Source organism: Blastochloris sulfoviridis (assembly GCF_008630065.1).
GTDB classification, from domain to species: domain Bacteria; phylum Pseudomonadota; class Alphaproteobacteria; order Rhizobiales; family Xanthobacteraceae; genus Blastochloris; species Blastochloris sulfoviridis.
The window spans coordinates 12,877-34,402 of record NZ_VWPL01000019.1; the positions used below are offsets into that span (position 1 = coordinate 12,877).

Below are 21,526 nucleotides of genomic sequence, written 5' to 3' on the forward strand. Positions count from 1 at the left end.
TTTGCCTTCGGCGTGCTGCGCTGGCCCCCCGACATGGTGTGGGCGGCGACGCCGCGCGAGCTGGCGCACGCCGCGCGCGCCTTCACGCGCGATGGGCCTCGGCCGCTCGACCGCGCGACGCTTGAGGCGCTGATGGCGCGCCACCCCGACGGGAGACCGTGATGGACGACGACGATTTCGCCGCAGCCGATCTGCGCGAGGCCACCGCCACGCTGGCGGATGCGCGCGACCAGATGGCGGATCTCTCCGCCGCCGCCCGCAGCTTCGGTTCCGCCATCTCGACGGCGATGAAGGCCGCCACCACCGAGGGCAAGGCGTTCGACGACGTGCTGAAGACGCTCGGCCTGCGCCTGCTCAAGATCGGCGCCGATGCCGCGGGCAAGCTGATCGCCTCGAACCTCGCCGGCCTGACGCAGGGCGCGCTCGCGGCCTCAAGCCTGGGCGAAGTTACGGCCTTCGCCAAGGGCGGCGTGGTCGGCGCACCGTCGCTGTTCGCGATGCAAGGCGGTCTCGGCCTGATGGGCGAGAGCGGCACCGAGGCCATCGTGCCGCTGGCGCGCGGCGCCGATGGCCGGCTCGGCGTGCGGGCGGACACCAACGGCGCCGCACCCGCGTCGGTGGTCGTCAATGTGACGACCGCGGATGTGGCGAGTTTCCGCCGCTCGGAGGCCCATATTGCGAGCCTGCTCGCCCGCGCCGTGGCGCGCGGCCAGCGAACCTTGTGAGGGTCCGCAGCCGGCGGCTTCGCCGTAAAGTGGTGATTGTCAGGCCTTCGCGAGGGTGGCGAGCTGCTTGGCGATGCTGTCCTTCAGCATCAGCCGTTCCTTCTTGAGGTCTTCCCACCGCACGTCGGAGGCAGGGTCTTCGCCGGTCTCGATGTGATGAATTTCGTCATTGACGAGATGGTAGCGCGCCGCGAGCGCGGCGAATTCGGGGTTTTCGCCGCTCAGGCGGCGGATGGTCTCGGCATCGGCGGGAAACTCCTCGTCGAGCTGGTGGGGAACGTGGCTCATCACTCGCACTCCTTCTGTCGCGGCGCGGGATCCGGATCACGCGGTGATCTTCCGGAAACCGCATGAAGTCTGCGGCGGCCCGCGCCGGGTCTGCATTGCGATGGATCATACGGTTTCCGGCCTGCAGGGCCTTCGAACCGTATGCCGATCGCCGAAAAATCCTCATCCGATCAAGGATTTTTCGGCGAAATCGGTTCCGGTATCCCGAAGGGATCAACCGGAAACCGCATCATGGCCGATTTCCGGATGGGAGCAACACGTGCCCGCCTTCCACGACATCCTGTTTCCGCTCGACGTGGCGCTGGGCGCCCGCGGCGGCCCCGAACGGCGGACCGAGATCGTCTCGCTCGGCTCCGGCCGCGAGGAGCGCAACGCCCGCTGGGCGCATTCGCGACGGCGCTGGAACGCCGGCTACGGCGTCAAGTCGCTGGCGGCGCTGGCCGGCGTCGTCGCCTTCTTCGAGGAGCGGCGCGGCCGCCTCTACGGCTTCCGCTGGCGCGACCGGCTCGACCATGCCTCCGGCCCGCCGGACGCGGCGGTCGTGGCCACCGACCAGCCGCTCGGCGTGGGCGACGGAACCCGCACCGCCTTCCAGCTCGTGAAGACCTATGGCGGCGCGCACGCGCCCTATGTCCGCCCCATCGTCAAGCCGGTCGCGGGCTCCGTGCGGGTGGCGCTGGGCGGCGTCGCGCAGGCGGCGGGCTTCGCCGTCGATTCGACGACCGGCCTCGTCACCTTCGCCACTGCCCCGGCAATGGGCGTGGGCGTCAGTGCCGGCTTCCTGTTCGACGTGCCGGTGCGCTTCGATGCCGACCAGCTCGACATCGATCTTTCGGCCTTCGCGGCCGGCGAGATCCCGTCCATTCCGGTGGTGGAGATCCGGCTGTGAGAGAGCTTCCCGAAACGCTTGCCGCCGCGCTCGCCAGTGGCGCCACCACGCTCGCCCGCTGCTGGATCGTGCGGCGGCGCGACGGCGTGGTGCTGGGCTTCACCGAGCACGACGCCGACCTCGACGTCGCGGGCGTCCTCTGCCGCGCCGGCGCCGGGTTCGACGGCTCGGAGGTGACGAGCTCGCTCGGCCTCGCCGCCGACGCCCACGAGCTGGCCGGCGCGCTCTGCGACGACACGCTGGATGAGGACGATCTCGCCGCCGGCCGCTTCGACGGCGCGGCGATCGAGCTGTGGCTGGTCGATTGGAGTGCGCCCGAGCGCCGCGTGCTGCTGCGCGCGGGCGAGCTTGGCGAGGTGACGCGCACAGGGGCTGCCTTCACCGTCGAGGTGCGCGCCCTCGCGTGCCGGCTCGACGAGACGCGCGGCCGGCTCTACACGGCGGCCTGCGACGCCGACCTCGGCGATGGGCGCTGCGGCGTCGATCTGGCGGTGTCCGCGCTTCAAGCCGCCGGCACGGTTCTCTCCGTGTCGTCGGCGACGCGGCTCCTCGCTGGGGGGCTGTCCAGCTTTGATGATGGCTGGTTCACCGGCGGCCGGCTGGTGTGGCAAAGCGGCGCCAATGCCGGGCTCGCGGTCGAGGTGCGGACGCACCGCACGGACGCCGCGGGCGTGGCGCTGGCGCTGTGGCAGAAGCCGCCGCAGCCGATGGCGGCGGGCGATGCGTTCGTTCTTTCCGCCGGCTGCGACAAGCGCTTTGCCACCTGCCGCGACCGCTTCGCCAACGGCGTCAATTTCCGCGGCTTCCCGCACATTCCCGGCAACGATGTGGTGATCCGCTACGCGGTGGCCGGCGAGCCCGGCAATGACGGCCGGGCGGTGGTGTGAGGGCTCCTTGCGGATAACGATCCCGGGTCGCGCAGCTAAAGCTGCTTGCCCGGGACGACAGTCTCTCCCGTTCGTCATCCCGGGCGAGGCGTCAGCGAGACCCGGGATCGTCCTTTTCGTGCTTCGTCATCCCGGGCGAGGCGAAGCCGAGACCCGGGATCGTCCTCAGGAAAAGACACCCCTTCCTGAAAACGGTCCCGGGTCGCGCAGCTAAAGCTGCTTGCCCGGGACGACAGTCTCTCCCGTTCGTCATCCCGGGCGAGGCGTCAGCGAGACCCGGGATCGTCCTTTTCGTGCTTCGTCATCCCGGGCGAGGCGAAGCCGAGACCCGGGATCGTCCTCCGGAAAAGGCGGCCCCTTCCTGAAAACGGTCCCGGGTCGCGCAGCTTCGCTGCTTGCCCGGGACGACAGCCTCTCCCCCGCGTCATCCCGGGTCGCGGGCCTTTGGCCCTTGCCCGCGACGACGCCAAATCCGCAACGGAACGCCGCCATGTCCCCCATCCGCATTGCCGCCGTCGCTGCCGCGCGGCGTTGGATCGGCACGCCCTATCGCCATCAGGCTTCCGTCATCGGGGTGGGCTGCGATTGTCTCGGCCTCGTGCGCGGGGTGTGGCGCGAGCTCTACGGCAGCGAGCCCGAGATCGCCCCGGCCTATACCCCCGATTGGGCGGAAGCGGCGGGGCGCGAGGCGCTGGCCGAGGCGGCAAGCCGCCACCTCGTGCCGCGCGCGCTCGAAGATGCCCAGCCCGGCGACGTGTTGCTGTTTCGCTGGCGCGCCGGCCTGCCGGCCAAGCATGCGGCGATCCTCGTCGAGCCCGCGCGCATGGTGCACGCCCATGACGGCGCGGCGGTGGCCGAGGTCGCGCTCACCGCGTGGTGGCGCCGCCGCCTCGCCGTCGTCTTCGCCTTTCCGGAGCGCTGAGCCATGGCCTCGCTGATATTGTCGTCGATCGGCGGCGCGGTCGGTGCCGCGTTCGGCGGCCCGGTCGGCGCCGTCATCGGCCGCACGCTGGGCGGGCTCGGCGGCGGGCTGATCGACAAGGCGCTGTTCGGCACCACCACCCACCGCGCCAGCGAAGGCCCGCGCCTCGACGATCTCGAGGTGATGGGCTCGACCGAGGGCGCCGCCATTGCGCGCCTCTATGGCCGCGCCCGGCTGGCGGGCGAGCTGATCTGGGCGACCAATCTGCAGGAGGTGGTCTCCACCCGCACCGAGACCAGCGGCGGCAAGGGCGGCGGCAGCAGCAGCGTCGAGACCACCGAGACCACCTATCGCTACTACGCCAATTTCGCGCTGGGGCTTTGCGAGGGGCCGGTCGCTGGCATCGGCCGGGTGTGGGCCGACGGCAAGACGCTGGACATGCGGGCGCTGACCGTCCGCCTCCATCCCGGCAGCGAGACCCAGGAGCCCGATCCGCTTATCCTCGCCAAACAGGGGGCGAGCGGGGCGCCGGCCTATCGCGGGCTCGCCTATCTGGTGTTCGAGCGCCTGCCGCTCGCCGCCTTCGGCAACCGCATTCCGCAGATCCAGGTCGAGGTCATCCGCCCGGTCGGCAGACTGGAGACGATGATCCGCGCGGTGACGCTGATCCCCGGCGCAACCGAATTCGGCTACGACACCCGCGCCGTCTCCCGCATCGTCGGCCGCGGTTCGTACGAGACCGAGAACCGCCACGCGCCGGGCGCCGACACCGACATCGTCGTCTCGCTCGACCGGCTTGAGGCGCTGTGTCCGGCGCTGGAGCGCATCGCGCTGGTGGTCACCTGGTTCGGCACCGATCTGCGCGCCGGCCACTGCCGCATCGAGCCGCGGGTCGACCGCATCGGCAAGTCGACCACCGGCGCCACGTGGTCGGTGGCCGGCCGCACCCGCGCCGGTGCCGCCCAGGTGTCGCGGGTCGACGGCCGCCCGGCCTTCGGCGGCACGCCGTCCGACGGCTCGATTCTGCGCGCCATCGCCGAGATGAAGGCGCGCGGGCTGAAGGTGACGCTGGTGCCGTTCGTGATGATGGACATTGCGGCGGACAACACGCTCGCCGACCCGTGGACCGGCAGCGCGTCGCAGCCCGCTTATCCCTGGCGCGGCCGCATCACCTGCGATCCGGCGCCCGGCCGGCCGGGCTCGCCGGACGGTTCTGCTGCCGCAACGGCGCAGGTTGAGGCGCTGTTCGGCAGCGTCCGCGCCGATCATTTCACGGTCGCGGGCGGCGCGGTCGCCTATGCCGGCCCGAGCGAGTGGACGCTGAGCCGCATGGTGCTGCATTGCGCCGCGCTGGCCAGGGCCGCCGGCGGCGTCGACGCCATCCTGGTGGGCTCGGAATTCGAGGCGCTGACGCGGGTGCGCGCCGGCCCCGGCGCCTATCCGGCGGTTGACAAGCTCGTGGCGCTCGCCGCCGAGGCGAAGCGGCTTGCCGGAAGCGCCACCAAGATCTCCTACGCCGCCAATTGGAGCGAATACGGCGCCGACGTGCGCGATGGCGGCGCCGAGGTGCGCTTCCCGCTCGATCCGCTGTGGGCCTCGCCCGACATCGACATGGTGGCGATCGACTGGTACCCGCCGCTCGCCGACTGGCGCGACGGCGTCCATCTCGACACCGCCCGCGCCGCCACGCCGCACGAGCGCGCCTATCTCGCCGCCAACATCCGTGGCGGCGAGGCGTTCGACTGGTTCTATGCCGACGACGCGGCACGGCTCGCGCAAGCCCGCACGCCGATCGAGGACGGCGCGTTCGGCAAGCCTTGGGTGTTCCGCCAGAAGGACCTCGCCGGCTGGTGGACGCATGCCCACCATGAGCGCGCGGGCGGCGCCGAGCTTGCCGCGCCCACCGCCTGGGTGCCGATGGCGAAGCCGATCTGGCTCACCGAGCTGGGCTGCCCGGCGGTGGACAAGGGCGCCAACCGGCCGAGCTGCTTTCCCGACGCCAAGTCGTCGGAGGGCACGCTGCCGCCGTTCTCGAACGGCCGGCGCGACGATCTCATCCAGCGCCGCGTGCTGGAGGTGTCGCTTCAGGCGTTCGATCCGGCGTTCGGCGCCGATGATGCGACCAATCCGATTTCGCCCGCGGGCCTGCGCATGGTCGATCCTTCGGCGGTTCATCTGTGGACCTGGGACGCCCGCCCGCACCCGTGGTTTCCGCACGCCACCGACGTGTGGTCGGACGGGCCGAACTGGGAGACCGGCCATTGGCTGACCGGCCGGCTGGGGCAGGCGACGCTCGACGGGCTGGTCGAGGCGGTGCTCGCCGGCTGGGAGGTCGAAGCCGATGCCACGGCACTCAAGGGCAGCCTCGACGGCTACGTGATCGACCGGCCGATGTCGGCGCGCGACGCGCTGGAGCCGTTGGCGCTGGCCTGCGGCTTCTCGGCGCTGGAGACGGGCGGGGCGCTGGTGTTCCGCCCGCGCGGCGGCGAGGCGGTGGCAACCCTCACCGAGGACGACCTGGTGCTGCCGGAGGAGGGCGATCTCCTCAAGCTGGTGCGCGGTCAGGAGAGCGAGCTGCCGCTGGAGATCACGCTCGGCTACACCGACGCCGAGGCCGACTATCGCCGTGCCGCCGCCCGCTCGCGCCGCCTTGTTGGTGCGAGCCGCCGCGTCAGCCACGCCGATCTCGCCATCGTCACCTTCGACGCCGAGGCCGAGCGGCTCGCCGAGCGCTGGCTGCAGGACGCCTGGGCCGGCCGCGAGACCGCGAGCTTCGCGCTGCCGAAGAGCCGGCTCGATCTGATGCCGGGCGACGTGGTGCGGCTCGTTCATCGCAATCAGGAACGCCTCGTCGAGATCACCGCGATCGTCGACGAGGCGGCGCGGCAGGTGAGCGCGCGCGGCATCGACCCCGACGCCTTCGACATCGCCGTGCGGCCGGGCAGCGCCCGCGCGCCGGAGGTGGCCCCCGCGCTCGGGCCGCCGGCCGTCCATGCGCTCGATCTGCCGGCGCTGGCCGATCCGCCGGTGCTGCAGCATCTGGCGGTGTTCGCCACGCCCTGGCCCGGCGCCATGACGCTGTGGCGCTCCACCGATGGCGCGAGCTTCGAGGCGGTCGGACACGCCGCGCTGCCGGCGATCGTCGGCGAGACGCTCGACGATCTCGCGCCCGGTCCGCTGTGGCGCTGGGACCGCGCGCATTCGGTGCGGGTGCAGTTGGCCGGCGGCGCGCTGGCCGCATTGCCGGAGTCCTCCGTGCTCGACGGCGGCAATGCCGCAGCGCTCCAGCATGCGGACGGCAGCTGGGAGGTGATCCAGTTCGCGCACGCCGAGCTGGTGGCGGCGGGCATCTATCGCCTGTCGCATCTGCTGCGCGGCCAGCTTGGCACCGAGCACGCCGTGAAGGCGCTTGCGGCCGGCGCGCCGTTCGTGGTGATCGACCGTGCGCTGGTGGCGGTCGAGAGCGACGTCGCCCGCATCGGCCGCCCGGCGATCTGGCGCGTCGGCCCCGCCGGCCGCGACCATGCCGACGACGCGGTGACCGAGCTGGTGGCGACGCCGACCGCGAACGCCTTGAAGCCGTTGGCGCCTGTGCGCATCGACGCGCGGCGCACGGCGGCAGGGGTGACGATCGCCTGGATCCGCCGCACGCGCATTGGCGGCGACGGCTTCGACCTCGCCGAGGTGCCGCTCGGCGAGGCGGTTGAGGCCTATGAGATCGACATTCTCGACGGCGGCGCGGTGAAACGCACGCTGCAGGCCGCGTCGCCGTTTGTGCTCTATCCCGCCGCATCCGAGATCGCCGACTTCGGCACGCCGCAGACGACGCTGTCGCTGCGCGTGGTGCAGATGTCGGCGACCGTCGGGCGCGGCCTTGCTGCCGAGGTGACGCGCGATGTCCGATAGCCCCAATCTCGCACTGCCGTTTCTCGCCGCCGGCCAGGCGCAGAAGCACGTCACGCTCAACGACGCGCTGATGATGCTCGATGCGCTGGTGCAGTGCGCGGTCGAAAGCCGCACGCTCGCCGCGCCGCCGGCCGAGCCAGTCGACGGCCAGCGCTTCGTGGTCGCCGGCAGCGGTGCCGGCGACTGGGCCGGGCAGGGCGGCGCCATTGCCGTCCGTGTGGATGGCGGCTGGCGCTTCATCACGCCGCGCGAGGGCTGGCAGGCCTTCGTGCGCGACGAGGGCGCGGTGCTCGGCTTTCTCGGTGGCGCGTGGCTGCCGGGCCTCGCCCGAACCGCGCATGGCGGCGCGCTGTCGCTGCACGCCATCGAGGCGGAGGTGACGCTGGCCGGCGCGTCGGTCGTGTCGCCGCTGGTGATCGAGAGCCGGCGCATCTGCCTCGGCGTGGCATCGCGCACCATTCAAGCCATCACCGGCGCGACCTCGTTCAAGGTCGGCATTGCCGGCGAGCCGGCGAAGTTCGGCGACCTGCTCGGCATCACTGAGGGCGCGAGCAATATCGGCATCATCGGCCCGACCGGATTTTACGCCGACACGCCGGTGGTGATCGCCGCCAATGGCGGCGCGTTCACCGGCGGCAGGCTGCGGCTCGTGCTCTATGCGCTGGGCTTCACCGCCCCGGCCGCGTGAGCGACAGCCTGCGCCGCGTCACTCCCGCCTTCGTGCCGCGTCATCCCGGGCTTCGCAACGCGAAGAGCCGGGATCGTTCTCCTCGTGCCTTGTCATCCCGGGCAAGCAGCGAAGCTGCGCGACCCGGGATCGTTCTCAGAATCGGCCCCCTTCCGGAAGACGGTCCCGGCTCCTCGCTGCGCTCGGTCCGGGACGACAGCTTGGCCTTGTCATCCCGGGCAAGCAGCGAAGCTGCGCGACCCGGGATCGTTCTCAGAATCGGCCCCCTTCCTGAAGACGGCCCCGGCTCGCGCTGCGCTCGGTCCGGGACGACGATCTCTCCCCAATCCCCGCAAACCATCTCACCCTGGAGCCGTGCCATGACCTATTCCGCCGATCGCGATCCGTTCGCGCGCTATGCCGTCTCGGCGGCGGCGCCGGGCCGTCGGCTGGTGACCATCACCCCGCACGATACCAACCAGCTCACTCCCTATGTGCGGGCGCTGCGCGTGACGGTGCCGAGCACGGTGGCGCTCACCAACGGCCTTGCCACCTTCAGCATCGTCGACATCGACGCGCCCAACGATGCGACGCTCACGCCCGTCTCGGTGGCGCCCGGCGTCAGCGACATCCCCATCGGCGCGCGGCTGGTGCGGGCCACCGGCTTTCCGGCCGGCATCGTCGTGCAGGGCTATGTCTGATGCGGGCGCCCATCCTGCGACACACCCATCGATCCGTTCGAGGTTCGCATGCTCGGAACCGGACTTGACCTGCCGACGCTCGCGGCGCGGCGCCGCACCAGCCCCTGGTATCGTCCCGACGACGTGCTGCGCATCCTGCCGGGCATCGACCGCGCCATGGTGCGGCTGGCGTCGGGCGCGCTCGCCGAGGGCACGATAGGCACGCTGATCGCGCTGGGCAATCTCAGCTTTGCCCGCACCGGCGCCGCCTATGCGCAGCGCAAGGATGGGGCGTGGACGGCGTTTGCCAGCAACGCGCCGCGCATCACCGATGCCGGCATGACGATCGAGCCGAGCACGACCAACCACGTCAAGAACAACGCGATGACCGGCTACAGCGGAACCGTCGGGTCCATCGGCTGGATCGGCGGGCTCAGTGGCAGCGGCCTGACGCAGACGCTGATGGGCGTCGGCATCGAGGACGGCATCGACTTCATCGACATCCGTGTCAGCGGCACGGCGTCGGGCACGATCGCCAGCGTGCTGTATTTCGACACGGTGGGCATCAACAACGTCGTCAACGCCGATACGGTTGCCGGAAAAACCTGGACCATCGGCGCCTTCGCCCGGCGCATCGGCGGCAGCTTCGCCAATGTCGGCGGCCTCGATCTCGTCATTCGGGAGAACGACAGCGGCGGTGCGTTCCTCCGCCAGACGCTCGGCAGCGTGCTCGGGGCAACGTCCGGCCAGCTTGGACGCCAGCCGTTCAGCCAGGCGGCCACCCTCGGCACGTCCTGCCATGGCATCGCCTGCGGCCTGCGTCTTGGCGCGAGCTCTGGCGCCGCGATCGACTTCACGCTCCGCCTCGGATGGCCGCAGGTCGGCCTGGGATCTGTCGCCATGACGCCGATCCGCACGACCGGCGCCGCGGCAACCCGCGCCGCCGACGATTTCCGCTGCCCGACATCGGGGCTTTCGTTGCCGGCCAGCGGAACGCTGGTGGCGGAGTTCGTGCCCGGCGTGTCGCTCGACGCCATCCATGCCGGCGAAGCTTACGCGCTCGGCATCGACGACGCCGGCAGCACGCGCCTCGCTCTGCGCGCGCACGGCACCGCCAAGGGTCCGCGGCTCGTGGTCGGCGACGGCGAGGGCGTGGCCACGGTCGCCCCGGCGACCGGCGTCGCGGCGGGCGGCGCCTGTCGCGCGGTGGCGACGTTCGGCGCCGCGGCGGCCGGCGACAACAGGTTGTCGGTTAACGGAATCTTTGCAGGCGCCAGCGAACGTAGATGCGTCTTCGACCTGCCGGCGGCGATCGGCCTGGGCCAGGTCCACAATGGCGGCGCGGCCTTCATGTCCGGCGTCGCCAGGGAGTGGGCCATCCGCTCGACCGTGCTCACCGCCGACGATTCCAACGCTGAAAGTGCGAGATACACGGCATGAGCGAATACGACACGCTTCTCCGCTTCGACGATGCGACGGAGTTCGCCGAGATGTTTCCGTGTCGCGAGGCGCCGCGCCCGCCGGCGTGGCGGGTCGGGGAGCGGATCGTGCTCGGGCCGCTCGCCATCGCCCCGCCGGTGGTCGCCGTCGCCGATGACGGCCTGCCGGTCTATGCCTACGACCCGGCCGCGGCGATCCTCGAGGGCGTCTATGCGGTGGTCACCACCAACGGCATCGACGAGGCGCTGTGGGAGAACCCGGCCGCCATCGTCATGCGCAACCGCGACACCGGCGTGGTGATCCGCCAGCGCACCACCAACGACGTCGACCTGCCGATGTGCATCAGCCCGGTGTGGGCGGGCATGCAGAGCGAGTTCGTGCTGCCGGCGGCGTGACCGGGCTTCTGCGGATTTGACCTGACACCAACGGCCGCCAAGGCGGGCCGTTCCGATGACGTCGTGATGGCCGGGCTTCGTCCCGGCCATTTGCGTCCCTAGTCGAAAATGCGTTCTGAGCCGTGGATAGCCGGAATAGGTGCGGACAAGACGTGTCAGTCTTAGAGGTTCTTGTCTAAGGTTGGAGGTCATAATGGGCAACGAAGACGCATTGTTTAATGAAATGCCTCCATCTTCTCGTATAAATATCGAGGTTACTCAGGAGATGGTTCAGGCAGGTCTCGCTGAGCTGCGATGTAGAGCCTTCGGTGACGATTTCTGTCTTCTCGTTGAAGATATCTACCGCGCGATGGCTTATGAAGATCCCAACCGTATTTCTGCTTCCAATATCAGTTTCTCGACGTAAATTAGCCCTCGTTTCCCGATCTCAAGAGGAGAAGGGTTGTTGATGGCCTCCCCGAAATGTGTGTCCGGAGGCTGATAATAGCGTTGGCTTCTATGATCGATTACTGTCTTTAGCTTTATTGTCTTTGCACAAAATTTAAGATTGACAGCATCTCGATCTGATGCGTCAATAATTACATTTCCGGAGCTATCGATCCTAATTTCTTTCAGAAGAAACCCGGCGGAACCGGGCTTCGCGCTTAACTCGATGCCTCCCGCCTGAAATGAAGCTGTTTCTTCGAGTCCGTGCCTATCTGCATTGCGAGCATGGTGAAGGTAATTAAGTAAAGGATCAGTTTTTCTTTCTCGCTTGATTGCGCCAAACCACTGTCTGCATTGTGGTGAATTGCGTGATCCCTTCTCAATTTTCTCGAATACGTCATCGATGGCAGATAAAAATTCTGTCCATTTCAGCATAAAATCATCGTCAGAATCGCAGGTCTCAAGCTGGCAAAATGCTTCCTTTGCCACCCTGAGACGGCGTTTTGCTTGAATGATAGCGCGTGAATCCATTGAAGTACGCTGGCATACATGGTGCCAGATTACTAGGTTCGCGCGCAAATTTCCTGGTTATTCTCCTGGGAGGTGTGCTCCCGCCGCCGCCGTCCGCGCCGCACCCTGATCCGCCGCCCCTCGGGGCGGCTTTTTCATGAGATCGACATGACGTCCTTCACCGACGCCTACCGGGCGGAGGCCGAGAGGCTTTGCGCCACGATGACCGTCGCCGACCCGGCGCGCATCGATGCCGCCGCCAGGCGGATCCTCAAGATCAAGCCGATGCTGCTCGCGGCCTCCGCGCGCACCGGCGTGCCGTGGCCGTGGCTCGGCGCGGTGCTGGAGCGCGAGTCCTCGTGCCGCGCCGGCCGCCACCTCCACAATGGCGATCCGCTCACGGCCCGCACAGTCCACGTGCCGGCGGGCCGCCTTCCGGCGCCGGCCGCGCCGCCCTTCAGCTTCGCCGACAGCGCGTTCGACGCGCTGTGCGTGCTGAAGGGGCTGCACCGCATCGCCGATTGGTCGCCGGCCCGGCAGGCGTTCGAAGCCGAGCGCTACAACGGCTTCGGCTATCGCCGACGCGGCCTGCGCTCGCCCTATCTCTGGGCCGGCTCAAGCCTGCAGCAGGCCGGCAAGTACATCGCCGACGGGGCGTTCGATCCCAACGCGGACGACCGCCAGCCGGGCGTCATGCCGCTGATCCAGCGGGTGCTGGCGCTCGACGGTGCGGGGCCGCTGCCGAGCCCGGCGCTGCCGGCGAAGGCCGATCTCGAAGCCGGGGCCGCCCGCGCCGCGGCCCAGGCGCAGCGCACCGGCGCCGGGGCTGCCACGGCCGGGGCAGGGGCCGGCGGCGTCGAGACCGTCCGGCAGGCCGGCGACACCGCGTCCGCCGAGGCCGTGGCGGGCGTCGACTGGATGGCGCTCGGGCTGACGGCCGCGGCGCTGGCGCTCTTGGTGCTGGCGCTGTGGCTCGCCTGGCGCAGCGGCTGGCACCGGCGGGCGGCCGCGGCGCTCGGCACAGCGGTCGCACATGCCGAACGCTGGGCCGCCGAGCGCGCGCGCCTGCCCGCCCCGGCGGACGCCGAGGGCGCCTGGACGCAGATCGCTATCTGATACCAACGGCCCCAGACGCTGACGCGTGGGGCCGTTGACTCTCGCAGATTTTCTTTCGGTAAATCAAGGATTTCTCGAAAATCCGCGACCGGAACCAACGGTCCGCGTTCGCGGCCGTTGGTATGACAGGAGGGCATCATGGATTGGACGGATCTTGCCGCGCCGCTCGGCCGGGTCGGCGGCTCGCTGCTGGGTGGCCTGGTCGGCGGGCCGGCCGGCGCCGCCATCGGCGAGCGCATCGGCGGCGCGCTGGGTGGCGCGCTGGGCGTGCCGGCGACGCCGGAGGCGATCGGCGCCGCCATCGACGAGAACCCCGCCGTCGCAGCCCAGATCGTCCAGCGCATCGAGCGCGAGTACGGGCCGGAGCTGATCGCCTACGCCCACGCCCAGCTGGCCTTCGCCACGCAGCTTGCGCGCGACGAGAAGACCGAGGGCTGGACCGGCTATGGCTGGCGGCGGCTCGCCGGCTGGTCGGTGCCGGTGCTGGGCCTGTGGCAGCTCCTGGTCGGGCCGGTGGTCCAGGCGATCACCGGCGCGACGCTGACCACCGACTTCGCCGCCTTCGTCGCCTATGCCGGCATCGTCACCACCTTCCTGATGGGCGGCCACACGCTGAAGGAGGTGATGGGGCGCAAATGATGCGAGGCCCGGCGGCAGGGCCGGGGGCCGGTGCACGGACGGCGGCGTGGGCCGCCGGGGCGCCGCGAAGGGGAGGAACCACACGGCCGCGCTGACGTTGTCAGCTGTTCCCGCGCTGATTGAATCGCTGCGACGGCAGGGTTCGGTCGGCGCCGCTGACGGCGCCGGCGGCATCGCGGGTCGATGCCGGTCGAACATCCATTGATCAGGAGGTTGTCATGCAATCGTCCCAGACGTCCGCGGGCGTGCTGGATGCTGATGCGAGGCGCATCGGCGTCAGGCCCGCCCAGACCCGGTGGGCGATGGCCCTTCGAGGCGCGCGCGGCACCGTGTCCGGCCTGATCGCCCTGGTGGCGGCGGGCGTTGCGATGGGGCCGGCGGCGCAGGCCTGCACCCGCGCGGTCTATCTCGGACCGGACAACACGATCATCACCATCCGCAGCATGGACTGGAAGACCAATATCGGCTCGAACCTGTGGGCCTTTCCGCGGGGCATGGCGCGCGACGGTGCGGCGGGGGCCAAGTCCATCCGCTGGACCTCGAAATACGGCAGCCTGATCGCCACGGCGTTCGACGCCGCGACCGCCGACGGCATGAACGAGCGCGGCCTGGTGGCCAACCTGCTCTATTTGGCCGAGGCCGAGTACGAGACGCCGACACCAGGCGAGAAGCGCCCGCCGATCTCGATCTCGGCCTGGGCGCAATATGTCCTCGACAATTATGCGACGGTGGCCGAGGCGGTCCAGGCCCTTCGCGCCGAGCCGTTCTACGTGGTCGCGGTGATGACGCCGGACGGCGAGCCGGGCACCGTGCACCTGTCGATCTCGGACCCCACCGGCGACTCCGCCATCTTCGAGTACATCGGCGGCAAGCTGGTGATCCATCATGGCCGCAAGTACCAGGTGATGACGAATTCCCCGATCTTCGACCAGCAGCTCGCGCTGAACGCCTACTGGGAGGAGATCGGCGGCGTCGTCATGCTGCCGGGCACCAACCGCGCGGCGGACCGCTTCGTGCGGGCCTCGTTCTACATCAACGCCATCCCGAAGACGTCCAAGGAGACGGACGCGGTGGCCGGTGCGTTCTCGGTGATCCGCAATGCGTCGGTGCCGCTCGGCATCTCGACGCCGGACCAGCCCAACATCGCCTCCACGCTGTGGCGCTCGGTGTCGGACCACAAGAACAAGCGCTACTACTTCGAATCGACGCGCAGCCCGAGCATATTCTGGGTCAATGTGTCGGAGATGAACTTCGCGCCGGGAGCCGCGACCCGGAAGCTCACGCTGGCCGGCGATGCCGTCTATTCCGGCAACGCCGCCACGCAGTTCGAGCCGGCGGAGCCGTTCAAGTTTCTTCCGGCGTCGGTGAAGTAGGACCGGCGCAGGCGAGCCGGCAGGGCCGGATCGCGGTGGATGCCGCGATCCCGCCGAAAAGGCTGCGCTATAGTTCCCGGATGCGCCTGCTTGTCATCGAGGACGACCCCGATCTCAACCGCCAGCTCGTCGCCGCGCTGGAGGCGGCGGGCTACGCCGTCGACCGCGCCTTCGACGGCGAGGAGGGCCAGTTCCTCGGCGACACCGAGCCCTACGACGCCATCGTGCTCGATCTCGGCCTGCCGAAGCGGGACGGCATCTCGGTGCTGGAGGCGTGGCGGCGGGCCGGCCGCACCATGCCGGTGCTGATCCTCACCGCCCGCGACCGCTGGAGCGAGAAGGTGCAGGGCTTCGATGCCGGCGCCGACGACTACGTGCCCAAGCCCTTCCACATGGAGGAGCTGCTGGCGCGGCTGCGCGCGCTGCTGCGCCGGGCCGCCGGCCAGGCCACCAGCGAGTTCACGTGCGGCCCGGTGCGGCTCGACGCCCGCGCCGGGCGCGTCACGGTGACCGGCGCGCCGGTGCGGCTCACCTCGCACGAATACCGGCTGCTCGCCTATCTGATGCACCAGCAGGGCCGGGTGGTGTCGCGCGCCGAGATCGTCGAGCACCTGTACGACCAGGATTTCGACCGCGATTCCAACACCATCGAGGTGTTCGTCGGCCGCCTGCGCAAGAAGCTCGGCGTCGAGGTGATCCAGACCGTGCGCGGCCTCGGCTACATGGTGACGGCACCGGCCGCGGCCGGGGCACCCGGATGACTCGGGGAGAGATCGTCGCCCCGGACCGAGCGTAGCGAGGAGCCGGGGCCGTCATCAGGACGGGGTCGCTTTTCCGGAGGACGATCCCGGGTCTCGCTGGCGCTCGCCCGGGATGACGCGGGGAGAGATCGTCGTCCCGGACGGCGCGCAGCGCCGAGCCGGGACCGTGTTCAGGACGGGGGCCTTTCCGGAGGACGATCCCGGGTCTCGCTGGCGCTCGCCCGGGATGACGCGGGGAGAGGTCGTCGTCCCGGACGGCGCGTAGCGCCGAGCCGGGACCGTGTTCAGGAAGGGGTTGCTTTCCCGGATGACGATCCCGGGTCTCGCTGACGCTCGCCCGGGATGACGGGCGACGGCCGCCGCCTCAAGCCGGCGGGACGCCGAGGATGCGGTCGAAGGCGGCGCGCACGCGCGCCTGCGTCTCGCGCAGGTGGGCGTCCAGCGTCGGGAAATCGGGCACGTCGCCGGCCCGCGTCAACAGCGTCAGCAGATTGGGCCCGGCGGCGGCGGGGTCGAACGGCGCGGCGAGGCACAGCCGCAGCACCTGCGTCAGGTTCTGGTAGAGACGCGCCGCGTCGCGCAGCGTCTCGGCGTCGGCGGCCGGGATCAGGCCGAGGCGGGCGGCGGCGTCGAGCACGCGGGCGGTGTTGGTGTTGAACAGCTCGGGCAGCTCGGTGCCGTGCACGAGCTGCAGATACTGGGCGATGAATTCGAGATCGACCAGCCCGCCGGCGGCGTGCTTGAGATCCCACGGATCGTTCTCGCCCTTCTCCTCGGCGATGGCGCGGCGCATCTCCACCACGTCGCCGGCGGTGGCCACCGGCTCGCGCGGCCGCGCCAGCACCTCGCGGATGGAGGCCTCGACGCGGGCGGCGAAATCGGCCGGGCCCGAGATCACCCGCGCCCGCGTCAGCGCCATGTGCTCCCAGGTCCAGGCCTCGGTGAGCTGGTAGCTGCGGAAGCTCTCCAGCGAGGCGGCGAGCGGCCCCGAGCGGCCGGAGGGGCGCAGCCGCATGTCGACGTCATAGAGGCTGCCGACATTGGTCTGCACGGTCAGCGCGTTGATCAGCCGCTGGGTGAAGCGGGCGAAATACTGCGCGCCGTAGAGTGGGCGGTCGCCGTCGGAGTCCGGATGCTCGGCGTCGAACTCGTAGAGCACGATCAGGTCGAGGTCGGAGCTCGCGGTCATCTCGCGGCCGCCGAGCTTGCCGAGCGCCAGCACCGCCATCGACATGCCGGGCACGCGGCCGTGCAGCGCGGCGAAACGCTCCAGCACATGGGCGTGCAGGAAGCGCACCAGCGCCACCGCGAGGCGGGCATAGGCCTCGCCGGCCTGCGTCGCGGTGAGCGTGCCCGACAGCACGCGCACGGCGATCAGCACCTTCTGCTCCTGGCCGAGCAGGCGGATGCGGTCGAGGAAATCCTCGTCGCTCGTCGCGTCGGCCAGCGTGGCGGCGAAGCGCTTCTCCTGGGTGTCGCGGTCGGGCAGCGGGCCGAAGAAGGCGGGATCGAGCAGCGCGTCGAGCACCTGCGGCCGGCGCGCCAGCATGTCGGCGACGCGCGGGGCGGTGCCCATCACCGAGGCCAGAAGCTGCACCAGGTCGGGGTTGCGGCGCAGCAGCGTGAACAGGCGCAGCGTGCCGGTCAGCGCACAGACGAAGCGGTCGAAGGTGGCGAGCGCGACATCGGCATTGCCGCTCTTGGCGAAGCCGTCGAGCAGCGCCGGCACCAGCTCGGAGAGCAGCGCGCGCGGCGCCTCGCTGCGCAGCGCCCGCGGCCGGCCGGCCAGCCATTCGCGCACGATGAAGCTCGCCGCCAGCGGATCCTTGAAGCCGAGGCCCTTGAGCGTATCGAGGGTCTCCTTGTCGTCGCGATCTTCGGGGAAGCGGAAGGCGCCCTCGACCTGGGCGGCCGGCGGCGCATCCTCGAACAGGCCGGCATAATGGCGCTGCACCACGCGCAGATGCGGCAGGATGGCCTCGGCGAAGGCATCGCGCCCGTCATAGCCGAAGAAGCGGGCGAAGGCGTCGAGCGCGGCCTTCTCCTCCGGCAGCGACTGCGTCTGCTCGTCGGCCACCATCTGCAGCCGGTGCTCGACCGCGCGCAGGAAGACGTAGGCTTGGGTCAGCTCGTCGCGCGCCTCGGCGGCGATCCAGCCGCCCGCGGCCAGCGCATCGAGCGCCGGCAAGGTCTGGCGCAGCCGCAGGTGCGCGTTGCGGCCGCCGACGATGAGCTGCTGGGTCTGGGCGAAGAACTCGATCTCGCGGATGCCGCCGCGGCCGAGCTTGACGTTGTGGCCCTCCACCGCGATCTCGTCATGGCCGCGATAGGCGTGGATCTGCCGCTTCATCGAATGGACGTCGGCGATGGCGGCGTAATCGAGGAAGCGCCGCCAGACGAAGGGCGCGAGGTCCTCCAGGAAATCGGCGCCCACCGCGAGGTCGCCGGCGCAGGGGCGGGCCTTGATGTAGGCCGAGCGCTCCCAGGTCTGGCCTTCGCGCTCGTAGTAATTGAGGCCGGAATCGGTGGCGATGGCGATCTGGGTGGAGGCCGGGTCGGGACGCAGGCGCAGGTCGACGCGGAACACGTAGCCGTCGGCGGTGCGCTCCTGCAGCAGCTTGACCAGGCCGCGGGTGATGCGCACGAACAGCAGCCCGGCCTCGGCGCCGCGGCCGAGCGGGGCGCGCTCGCGATCGTAGAACACCACGAGGTCGATGTCCGACGAGTAGTTCAGCTCGCCCGCGCCCATCTTGCCCATCGCCAGCACCGCATAGCCGCAGCCGGCCTCGGGCTGGTCGGGATCGGGCGGCACGAGCTTGCCCTCGGCCGCAGCGGCGGCCAAGAGCCGGCGCAGCGCCGCCTGCACGGCGGCGTCGGCGATCTCGGTCAGCGCGCCGGTGACCTGGGCGAGATCCCACACCCCGCCGATGTCGGCGAGCGCGATCATCAGCGCCGCCTCCTGCTTCATCAGCCGCAGCGCGCGCATGGCCCCGGCATCGTCGGCGGCGGCCGCCACCGCGGCGCGCGTCTCGGCGATCAGAGCGGGCAGGCGCTCCTCCGGCGTGCCCGCCAGCAGCCGGACGAGCCGGGGCGGATCGTTCGCCGCGAGCTCGAACAGGAAGGGCGAGCCGCCGGCAATGGCCGCAAGCAGCGGGCGAATCAGCGGATTTGCGCCAACCAGGGCGGCGAGATCGCCGTGTTGCAGGAGGTCGTCCAGGCGCCGTTCCGCCTGGGCAGGGTCGGCCACCTGGGGCGCCGTGGTCAGGCGTGCGGCAAGCGCTGGCGCCGCGAGCGCCGGACCGGCGGCGGTTGATCGGGGAGCAGCAGGGCGAGTCATGCCGCCTGTGTAGCACCCCGCGGCAGCAGGATCACCACCTTCAGGCCTGGGGAATTGTCGGCAAGGGCCAGGATACCGCCATGCAGGCGGGCCACCGCCGCCGCCAGCGACAGGCCGAGCCCGGAGCCCGGCCGCGAGCGCGAGGATTCCAGGCGCACGAATCGTTCGACCGCCCGCTCGCGGTCGTCGGCGTCGATGCCGGGGCCGCGGTCGGCGACCGTGAGCACGACGACGTCGCCGTCGTTGCGGACGGCGATGGTGATCTCGCGCTCTCCGGCCTCGCCGTCCTGCGGCAGGCCGTATTTGAGGGCGTTGTCGACCAGGTTGGCCAGCGCCTGGCCGATCAGCTCGCGGCTGCCGCTGAGCGGCACCGGCTCGGGTGCATCGACGATCAGGGTCACCGCCTTCTCCTCGGCCACCGGCTCGTAGAGCTCGCCGACGGTCTGGACGACCTCGGCGGCGTCGAGGTCGGTCATCTCGCCGTCGACGCGGCCGGCCTCGGCGCGGGCGATCATCAGCAGGGCGTTGAAGGTGCCGATCAGGCCGTCGGCCTCGGCGATAGTGTCCTCCAGCGCCGCCCGCCAGTCGTCCTCGGTCCGGGCGGTGCGCAGCGCCTCCTCGGCGCGGTTGCGCAGCCGGGTCAGCGGCGTCTTGAGGTCATGGGCGATGTTGTCGGACACCTCCTTCAGCCCGCGCATCAGGCCCTCGATGCGCTCCAGCATGGCATTGAGCGAGGAGCCGAGCCGGTCGAACTCGTCGCCGGTGCCGGCGACCGGCAGGCGTTCGCTGAGATTGCCGTCCATGATCGCCTTGGCCGAGGCGCCGATGGCGTCGACCCGCCGCAGCACGCGGGTGGTGACGAAGGCGCCGCCGGTGATCCCCAGGATCAGCACCACCGCCAGGGCCCAGCGCATCGGCCGCGCCAGCACGGCATGCACCTTCTCGCGCTCCTCGAGGTCGCGGCCGATCACCAGCCGAAAGCCGCCGGGCAGCACGAAGGCGCGGGCCATGGCGCGCAGCTCGCGGCCGTCGGCCTCCTCCATCCGGCGGTAGCGGATGTCCGCCCACCCTTCGGCGGACAGATGGCTGCCCGGCAGCTCGGCGATGTTGCCGGCCAGCGTCTCGCCCTGGAAGGTGGTGAGCAGATAGATGTTGGAGCCGGGCTGGCGCGAGCGCCAGTCGACCACCGCCGCCAGACGGCGGATGCCGCCGCGGGAATAGATGTCCGACAGCGCCGCGATCTCGGCGTCGAGCGTCTCCTGGACCTGGCTGAACAGCAGCACCTGGGTGTGCCAGCCGAGATAGGCCACCAGCGTGGCGGCGAAGGCCAGGAACACGGCCAGATACACGGCCATGATCTTGAAGGCCGTGGTGCGGAGAAGCTTACCGAATGCCGTCACGGATCACGTATCCCGCCCCGCGCATGGTGTGCAGCAGGGGCTTGGAGAAGCCCTTGTCGATCTTCGAGCGCAGCCGGGAGATATGGACGTCGATGACGTTGGTCTGCGGGTCGAAATGATAGTCCCAGACGTTCTCCAGCAGCATGGTGCGGGTCACCACCTGGCCGGCATGGGTCATCAGATATTCGAGCAGGCGGAACTCGCGCGGCTGCAGCACGATCTCGGTGCCGGCGCGGGTGACCCGGCGGGCGAGGCGGTCGAGCTCGAGATCGGCGACCTTGAGCACGGTCGCAGCCGCCGCCGGGGTGCGGCGGCGGGCCAGCGCCTCGACGCGGGCGAGCAGCTCGGAGAAGGCGTAGGGCTTGGGCAGATAGTCGTCGCCGCCGGCCCGCAGGCCCCGCACCCGGTCGTCCACCTGGCCGAGGGCCGAGAGGATCAGCACCGGGGTCTGGCGGTCCTCGGCGCGCAGCGTCTCGATCACCGACAGGCCGTCGCGCTTGGGCAGCATGCGGTCGACCACCAGCACGTCGTAGTCGCCCTCGCGGGCCATGTGCAGCCCGTCCTCGCCGTCGGCGGCATGGTCGGCGAGGTGGCCGGATTCGCCGAACGCCTTGACGATGTACTCGGCGGCGGCGATGTCATCCTCGATCACCAGAATGCGCATGACGGACTCCAGCGGCGCCGCAGCGGCGACTCGGCAGACGGACATCGCACTATCCTCTTCCAGACCGGGCCGTAAAGAACGGCCCCGGCGGCGTTTGAGCCTTCCGGCCGGCCATAAGCCTGTCACCCCTGTCGTCGGTCTGAGCTGTCACCCATGTTTCCGGTCAGGCCCCCCTTTTCCCTCTCCCCTTGCGGGAGAGGGTGGCGAGACCGAGCGTCAGCGAGGTCGCGCCGGGTGAGGGGTACATACGGCGTGCGCTGGGGAATTTACCCCTCACCCGCCTCGCGATCTTCGATCGCTCGGCACCCTCTCCCGCAAGGGGAGAGGGAAAAGGGGCCGAGCGATCACCCGCAGCCCGCCAGAAAAAGTATGGGCGGGAGGCAGCTGCCTCCCGCCACCCGGGAACGAGAAGTATGGGCGGGAGGCAACTGCCTCCCGCCACCCGGAAACGAGAAGTATGGGCGGGAGGCAACTGCCTCCCGCCACCCGAAAACGAAGAAG

Annotated in this window: 19 protein-coding genes; 14 read left to right on the forward strand and 5 right to left on the reverse strand. The window is 70.4% G+C overall.

Annotated features, from left to right (window positions below; genetic code table 11):
* Window positions 1-12 precede the first annotated feature (12 nt).
* Window positions 13-162: a phage tail assembly chaperone gene (locus tag F1193_RS11305; RefSeq protein WP_342781815.1), complete on the forward strand. Its 150-nt coding sequence runs from the start codon at window positions 13-15 to the stop codon at window positions 160-162.
* The gene (locus tag F1193_RS11310; protein ID WP_246164335.1) at window positions 162-725 is read left to right on the forward strand and encodes a phage tail tape measure protein; all 564 of its coding nucleotides are present in this window, start codon (window positions 162-164) and stop codon (window positions 723-725) included. The genes F1193_RS11305 and F1193_RS11310 overlap by 1 nt, the downstream gene beginning before the upstream one ends.
* Window positions 726-764: 39 nt before the next feature.
* Here F1193_RS11310 and F1193_RS11315 read toward each other — a convergent pair whose 3' ends face one another.
* Window positions 765-1,013, reverse strand: coding sequence for an HP1242/YdcH family protein (locus F1193_RS11315; protein WP_150097801.1), 249 nt, complete (start codon window positions 1,011-1,013; stop codon window positions 765-767).
* Window positions 1,014-1,272: 259 nt separating this feature from the next.
* Between F1193_RS11315 and F1193_RS11320 the strand changes: the two genes are divergently transcribed.
* From F1193_RS11320 to F1193_RS11355, 8 genes are all read left to right on the forward strand, one after another.
* The gene (locus tag F1193_RS11320; protein WP_150097802.1) at window positions 1,273-1,902 is read left to right on the forward strand and encodes a DUF2460 domain-containing protein; all 630 of its coding nucleotides are present in this window, start codon (window positions 1,273-1,275) and stop codon (window positions 1,900-1,902) included.
* The gene (locus F1193_RS11325; protein ID WP_150097803.1) at window positions 1,899-2,789 is read left to right on the forward strand and encodes a DUF2163 domain-containing protein; all 891 of its coding nucleotides are present in this window, start codon (window positions 1,899-1,901) and stop codon (window positions 2,787-2,789) included. Before F1193_RS11320 ends, F1193_RS11325 begins: the two co-directional genes overlap by 4 nt.
* Window positions 2,790-3,279: 490 nt before the next feature.
* Window positions 3,280-3,711 carry an NlpC/P60 family protein gene (locus F1193_RS11330; protein ID WP_150097804.1) on the forward strand — a complete coding sequence of 144 codons (432 nt, stop codon included), beginning with the start codon at window positions 3,280-3,282 and terminating at the stop codon, window positions 3,709-3,711.
* A gap of 3 nt (window positions 3,712-3,714) precedes the next feature.
* On the forward strand, window positions 3,715-7,617 hold the full coding sequence (locus F1193_RS11335) for a baseplate multidomain protein megatron (protein ID WP_150097805.1): 3,903 nt from the start codon (window positions 3,715-3,717) through the stop codon (window positions 7,615-7,617).
* A complete protein-coding gene (locus tag F1193_RS11340; RefSeq protein WP_150097806.1) occupies window positions 7,607-8,305 on the forward strand; it encodes a DUF2793 domain-containing protein in 699 nt (232 codons plus the stop codon). The genes F1193_RS11335 and F1193_RS11340 overlap by 11 nt, the downstream gene beginning before the upstream one ends.
* Window positions 8,306-8,664: 359 nt before the next feature.
* On the forward strand, window positions 8,665-8,985 hold the full coding sequence (locus F1193_RS11345; protein WP_150097807.1) for a spike base protein, RCAP_Rcc01079 family: 321 nt from the start codon (window positions 8,665-8,667) through the stop codon (window positions 8,983-8,985).
* Window positions 8,986-9,033: 48 nt separating this feature from the next.
* A complete protein-coding gene (locus tag F1193_RS11350) occupies window positions 9,034-10,404 on the forward strand; it encodes a hypothetical protein (RefSeq protein ID WP_150097809.1) in 1,371 nt (456 codons plus the stop codon).
* Window positions 10,401-10,799: a hypothetical protein gene (locus tag F1193_RS11355; protein WP_150097811.1), complete on the forward strand. Its 399-nt coding sequence runs from the start codon at window positions 10,401-10,403 to the stop codon at window positions 10,797-10,799. Before F1193_RS11350 ends, F1193_RS11355 begins: the two co-directional genes overlap by 4 nt.
* 354 nt (window positions 10,800-11,153) lie before the next feature.
* Here the strand turns inward: F1193_RS11355 and F1193_RS11360 are convergent, their stop codons facing one another.
* Window positions 11,154-11,756, reverse strand: a complete 603-nt coding sequence (locus F1193_RS11360; RefSeq protein ID WP_150097813.1) for a hypothetical protein — start codon at window positions 11,754-11,756, stop codon at window positions 11,154-11,156.
* Window positions 11,757-11,903: 147 nt separating this feature from the next.
* Between F1193_RS11360 and F1193_RS11365 the strand changes: the two genes are divergently transcribed.
* The 4 genes from F1193_RS11365 to F1193_RS11380 all read left to right on the forward strand — a co-directional run bounded on the left by F1193_RS11365 (window position 11,904) and on the right by F1193_RS11380 (window position 15,624).
* Window positions 11,904-12,851, forward strand: coding sequence for a hypothetical protein (locus tag F1193_RS11365; protein ID WP_150097815.1), 948 nt, complete (start codon window positions 11,904-11,906; stop codon window positions 12,849-12,851).
* Window positions 12,852-12,989: 138 nt separating this feature from the next.
* Window positions 12,990-13,490: a hypothetical protein gene (locus F1193_RS11370; protein ID WP_150097817.1), complete on the forward strand. Its 501-nt coding sequence runs from the start codon at window positions 12,990-12,992 to the stop codon at window positions 13,488-13,490.
* Between the two features lie 302 nt (window positions 13,491-13,792).
* A complete protein-coding gene (locus F1193_RS11375) occupies window positions 13,793-14,863 on the forward strand; it encodes a linear amide C-N hydrolase (RefSeq protein ID WP_150097871.1) in 1,071 nt (356 codons plus the stop codon).
* A gap of 80 nt (window positions 14,864-14,943) precedes the next feature.
* Window positions 14,944-15,624 (forward strand): response regulator transcription factor, encoded by a 681-nt coding sequence (locus F1193_RS11380; protein WP_150097819.1) that lies wholly within the window; start codon window positions 14,944-14,946, stop codon window positions 15,622-15,624.
* A gap of 364 nt (window positions 15,625-15,988) precedes the next feature.
* On the opposite strand, the gene F1193_RS11385 is transcribed toward F1193_RS11380, so the two are convergent.
* Genes F1193_RS11385 through F1193_RS11395 form a run of 3 tightly spaced genes read right to left on the reverse strand, consistent with a single transcriptional unit; the run spans window position 15,989 to window position 21,070 of the window.
* The gene (locus F1193_RS11385) at window positions 15,989-18,961 is read right to left on the reverse strand and encodes a bifunctional [glutamine synthetase] adenylyltransferase/[glutamine synthetase]-adenylyl-L-tyrosine phosphorylase (RefSeq protein WP_150097820.1); all 2,973 of its coding nucleotides are present in this window, start codon (window positions 18,959-18,961) and stop codon (window positions 15,989-15,991) included.
* Window positions 18,958-20,361: a sensor histidine kinase gene (locus tag F1193_RS11390; RefSeq protein WP_150097822.1), complete on the reverse strand. Its 1,404-nt coding sequence runs from the start codon at window positions 20,359-20,361 to the stop codon at window positions 18,958-18,960. The genes F1193_RS11385 and F1193_RS11390 overlap by 4 nt, the downstream gene beginning before the upstream one ends.
* Window positions 20,345-21,070, reverse strand: a complete 726-nt coding sequence (locus F1193_RS11395; RefSeq protein ID WP_281287241.1) for a response regulator transcription factor — start codon at window positions 21,068-21,070, stop codon at window positions 20,345-20,347. The genes F1193_RS11390 and F1193_RS11395 overlap by 17 nt, the downstream gene beginning before the upstream one ends.
* Between the last annotated feature and the right edge of the window lie 456 nt (window positions 21,071-21,526).

Bases quoted from the DNA above. Each gene is read 5' to 3' on its own strand.
- F1193_RS11310 (WP_246164335.1), top strand. From the start codon at position 162: ATGGACGACGACGATTTCGCCGCAGCCGATCTGCGCGAGGCCACCGCC.
- F1193_RS11315 (WP_150097801.1), bottom strand. From the start codon at position 1,013: ATGAGCCACGTTCCCCACCAGCTCGACGAGGAGTTTCCCGCCGATGCC.
- F1193_RS11330 (WP_150097804.1), top strand. From the start codon at position 3,280: ATGTCCCCCATCCGCATTGCCGCCGTCGCTGCCGCGCGGCGTTGGATC.
- F1193_RS11335 (WP_150097805.1), top strand. From the start codon at position 3,715: ATGGCCTCGCTGATATTGTCGTCGATCGGCGGCGCGGTCGGTGCCGCG.
- F1193_RS11340 (WP_150097806.1), top strand. From the start codon at position 7,607: ATGTCCGATAGCCCCAATCTCGCACTGCCGTTTCTCGCCGCCGGCCAG.
- F1193_RS11345 (WP_150097807.1), top strand. From the start codon at position 8,665: ATGACCTATTCCGCCGATCGCGATCCGTTCGCGCGCTATGCCGTCTCG.
- F1193_RS11350 (WP_150097809.1), top strand. From the start codon at position 9,034: ATGCTCGGAACCGGACTTGACCTGCCGACGCTCGCGGCGCGGCGCCGC.
- F1193_RS11355 (WP_150097811.1), top strand. From the start codon at position 10,401: ATGAGCGAATACGACACGCTTCTCCGCTTCGACGATGCGACGGAGTTC.
- F1193_RS11360 (WP_150097813.1), bottom strand. From the start codon at position 11,756: ATGGATTCACGCGCTATCATTCAAGCAAAACGCCGTCTCAGGGTGGCA.
- F1193_RS11365 (WP_150097815.1), top strand. From the start codon at position 11,904: ATGACGTCCTTCACCGACGCCTACCGGGCGGAGGCCGAGAGGCTTTGC.
- F1193_RS11370 (WP_150097817.1), top strand. From the start codon at position 12,990: ATGGATTGGACGGATCTTGCCGCGCCGCTCGGCCGGGTCGGCGGCTCG.
- F1193_RS11375 (WP_150097871.1), top strand. From the start codon at position 13,793: ATGGCCCTTCGAGGCGCGCGCGGCACCGTGTCCGGCCTGATCGCCCTG.
- F1193_RS11380 (WP_150097819.1), top strand. From the start codon at position 14,944: ATGCGCCTGCTTGTCATCGAGGACGACCCCGATCTCAACCGCCAGCTC.
- F1193_RS11385 (WP_150097820.1), bottom strand. From the start codon at position 18,961: ATGACTCGCCCTGCTGCTCCCCGATCAACCGCCGCCGGTCCGGCGCTC.
- F1193_RS11395 (WP_281287241.1), bottom strand. From the start codon at position 21,070: ATGTCCGTCTGCCGAGTCGCCGCTGCGGCGCCGCTGGAGTCCGTCATG.